The organism is bacterium, assembly GCA_024224155.1.
In the GTDB taxonomy this organism is placed as follows: domain Bacteria; phylum Acidobacteriota; class Thermoanaerobaculia; order Multivoradales; family JAHEKO01; genus CALZIK01.
Window position 1 is genome coordinate 1 of sequence record JAAENP010000192.1, and the last position, 532, is coordinate 532.

General features: G+C 63.5%; 1 protein-coding gene. It reads left to right on the forward strand.

All coding sequences use genetic code 11. The features are described from left to right. Positions 1-13: 13 nt before the first annotated feature. On the forward strand, positions 14-532 hold a 519-nt coding region (locus GY769_10635; GenBank protein MCP4202374.1), incomplete at its 3' end, for a hypothetical protein.

Below are 532 nucleotides of genomic sequence, written 5' to 3' on the forward strand. Positions count from 1 at the left end.
CCCCGGAGCGCCGGTGAGCGTGATCGCCTACAACCCGGCGGCCTCTGATATCAACGTCGCCTACGAGACCCTCGCCACCTCGGGCAGCTTCACCGTACCGGCGGGCGACATCTACGAATTTACTATGCCTGCGAACTCCGGAGGCCGGTTCGGGGGGTCTTTTGGAGGAACCGACGGTACCTATCGCGACGAGTTCGGCGCCATCGCCTACGACGGCACGGATGGCTCGATCGATTGGAGCTCCAGTCCGTGGATCGAGGTTGATGCGGCCGGCAGCGGTCCCGCGGCCGGAAAGGTCCAGGTCGTCTCGGGCGAGTTAAGGCTGAACGGTACCCCTTCGGGAGTGGATCCCAGTATTGCGAGAGAGGCGGATCTGTCCGGGGCGGCAACCGCGGCTCTCCGATTCGACTTCCGTACAGGAACAGGAGTCGAAGTAGCTGAGGATCTAGTCGTCATCGAGGTATCGGCAAACGGCGGCACGGACTATTCGGTTCTCGAAACACTCGATCTCGGCCCTAGCGCCGCGGGGTCG